5 protein-coding genes are annotated in these 2,163 nt (G+C 32.8%); 4 read left to right on the top strand and 1 reads right to left on the bottom strand.

The window, feature by feature from the left end; all coding sequences use genetic code 11:
* Nucleotides 1-88 precede the first annotated feature (88 nt).
* The 4 genes from ACOMCU_RS27905 (at nucleotide 89) to ACOMCU_RS27890 (ending at nucleotide 1,808) form a co-directional block, all read left to right on the top strand.
* Nucleotides 89-379 (top strand): hypothetical protein, encoded by a 291-nt coding sequence (locus ACOMCU_RS27905; protein ID WP_421052284.1) that lies wholly within the window; start codon nucleotides 89-91, stop codon nucleotides 377-379.
* Between the two features lie 142 nt (nucleotides 380-521).
* Nucleotides 522-767 (top strand): hypothetical protein, encoded by a 246-nt coding sequence (locus tag ACOMCU_RS27900; protein ID WP_421052283.1) that lies wholly within the window; start codon nucleotides 522-524, stop codon nucleotides 765-767.
* A gap of 71 nt (nucleotides 768-838) precedes the next feature.
* Nucleotides 839-1,489 carry a JAB domain-containing protein gene (locus ACOMCU_RS27895; protein WP_421052282.1) on the top strand — a complete coding sequence of 217 codons (651 nt, stop codon included), beginning with the start codon at nucleotides 839-841 and terminating at the stop codon, nucleotides 1,487-1,489.
* A gap of 64 nt (nucleotides 1,490-1,553) precedes the next feature.
* The gene (locus ACOMCU_RS27890) at nucleotides 1,554-1,808 is read left to right on the top strand and encodes an LPD28 domain-containing protein (protein WP_421052281.1); all 255 of its coding nucleotides are present in this window, start codon (nucleotides 1,554-1,556) and stop codon (nucleotides 1,806-1,808) included.
* Between the two features lie 81 nt (nucleotides 1,809-1,889).
* Here the strand turns inward: ACOMCU_RS27890 and ACOMCU_RS27885 are convergent.
* Nucleotides 1,890-2,163 (bottom strand): transposase (locus ACOMCU_RS27885; protein ID WP_421052280.1); only part of this gene is annotated, 274 nt, incomplete at its 5' end.

The raw sequence follows: 2,163 nt of genomic DNA, 5'->3' as shown, positions 1-2,163 counted from the left end.
TGTACTCCTAACTTGTAAATTATAACTATAAATTCAAAACACTGTTTATAAATGAAGTGGAAAATTATTTTTTCTTCACCACGGAGTGGTGGAAACCGTTGATACATCAATGTTTATAGAGGGAGTTAATGCGAATGGCAAGGTATGGGATTACATGGTATCAAGTTCATGGCATTTTGAGCCTGATAATTTAAAAGCGCTAGCAGGTATGATGGCATTTGAAGGACTCAATCCTTATGAATATCTAACATTGTCTGCACAATCGCTAAAGAAACTAAAATGGTCAGATGAAGTAGTTAGTCACTATGGTATTAAAAAGCCTGGTAGTGAGTCATTTCGTTCTGTAAAAGAAGAAAATTATAATCAAAAAAATAACTAATTAGGGGGACATTATAATGTCAATGTTTAAAAACTTCTTCTACAAGAAAAATAAAAAAGTGGTAGCTACAAAAAATATGTAAGTTCTATCTCCAGTTTATTCAAAAAAGATTACTGGTTCTATCTATTCTGCAGGTGAATTATTGCCACATGCTCGCATGAAACTTATTTTTGAGGATGAAAATGTGATGTATGGTACTTGCTACAACAAAGAAGAAACACTATTTTTCGTAGCAACTCACCATGAGGTAATGGATCATATCAGAAAAGAAGGAGCTGTACCACTAACTCAGACACAATGCTTGCGCCTTTTTAAAGAGAAGAAGCGTATGCAAGCTTTCATTGGTAGTGTGAATAAGAATAAAGGTACTGATCGAAATACACAGTGAAATAATTAAAGAGTTATTAATTTAACCAATCAAAAAAACAATTAAACGATAATCAAAAGGGACGGTATTGTATGAAAAAAACCCTCATTAAAAACAAAGATAATTTACTAGTCACAGAAAGTCTTGTAAATGATCGATTTTCTCTAGTTGAAACACTTGTAGGAGTTATTGGGGAAAAGTACAAGGAATGCATTATAGAATTTTTAAGTTCCGTTACTAAAATTGAAATTTCTCAGGTTACTGAATCTGAATTAAAGGAATTTGGTTTTACTACCTCAATCGCTAAAAAGGTTTTAATGTGTATACATTTCAGTCTTGCTTTAATGCACGTACCATCAAAAGGGGTTATTACTATTCTTTCTCCAAATGATGTTGCTCAAGAAATGATGTATTTGACATATGAGCCTCAAGAACATTTTGTAATACTCGGATTAAACACTCGTGGTGAGATAATTTTAAGAAAAACAATCTTTAAAGGTACTTTAAACTCCACAGAAGTACATCCGAGAGAAGTGATGCGTGAGCTAATAAAAGTATCCGCAGCAAAATTCATTACAGTTCATAATCATCCAAGTGGTTCTACTAGTATTTCTCAAGCTGATAGTGATATTACCGCTAGACTTCAAGAAGTAGGTTATATTGTTGGAATAGAAATGGACGATCATATCATTATCGGTGATAACAAACATTTATCCATGAAAGCAAGAGGATATTTTATCTAAAAATTTTAGAGTACGATGATATGTTTCGTACTCTTTTTCTATCTAAAAGAGAAAGGTGATATTTATGACTGTAAAATTAAGAGATTCTGAGATTGTTAATGCAACGTGTTTAAGAATACCTTTAGATCAAAGAGAAGAGGGCTTATTTTATTATGATGTGCGCCATGACGATGAATGCCAAGGTATTCCTTGTAGTGTAGAATACTTCGTATTTATTAATCATTTGGGTACTATTGTTACTAATAAGCCACTAACTTTGCGGAATGGGTATTTGATATTAAACGAAGATGATCAAAATGCAGTCTTAACTGCTTTCTAATCTAAAACATTAAGAGCGTGACTTTGTATTGAAAATTGAACTGCTCCCTGTCAAGTAGACAGTGGAAATAATAAAAATGCTTTACGCGTCTTGAGACCTGAATTCCAAGGGGCTCAAGCCGTTTAATTTTTCTTGATAGCGCTCTGAATTATAAAACGAAATGTATCCTAAAATTGCTTTTTTTAGCTCTTCATATGTATCATATTTATTTAAATAGTATTTTTCGCATTTGAGCGTACCCCAAAAAGCCTCGATTGGTCCGTTATCGATACAATGTCCCACTCTAGACATACTATGTACCGTCTCGGCATCATCTATCATACGTTTGAAGAGTTTTGAAGTATATTGATAACCT

This window comes from Lysinibacillus sp. UGB7 (assembly GCF_049058285.1).
Lineage (GTDB): Bacteria > Bacillota > Bacilli > Bacillales_A > Planococcaceae > Lysinibacillus > Lysinibacillus sphaericus_B.
This window is presented reverse-complemented; position numbering and strand designations above follow the sequence as displayed.

Coding starts and splice junctions, on each gene's coding strand:
- ACOMCU_RS27895 (WP_421052282.1), top strand. CDS start 839: ATGAAAAAAACCCTCATTAAAAACAAAGATAATTTACTAGTCACAGAA.
- ACOMCU_RS27890 (WP_421052281.1), top strand. CDS start 1,554: ATGACTGTAAAATTAAGAGATTCTGAGATTGTTAATGCAACGTGTTTA.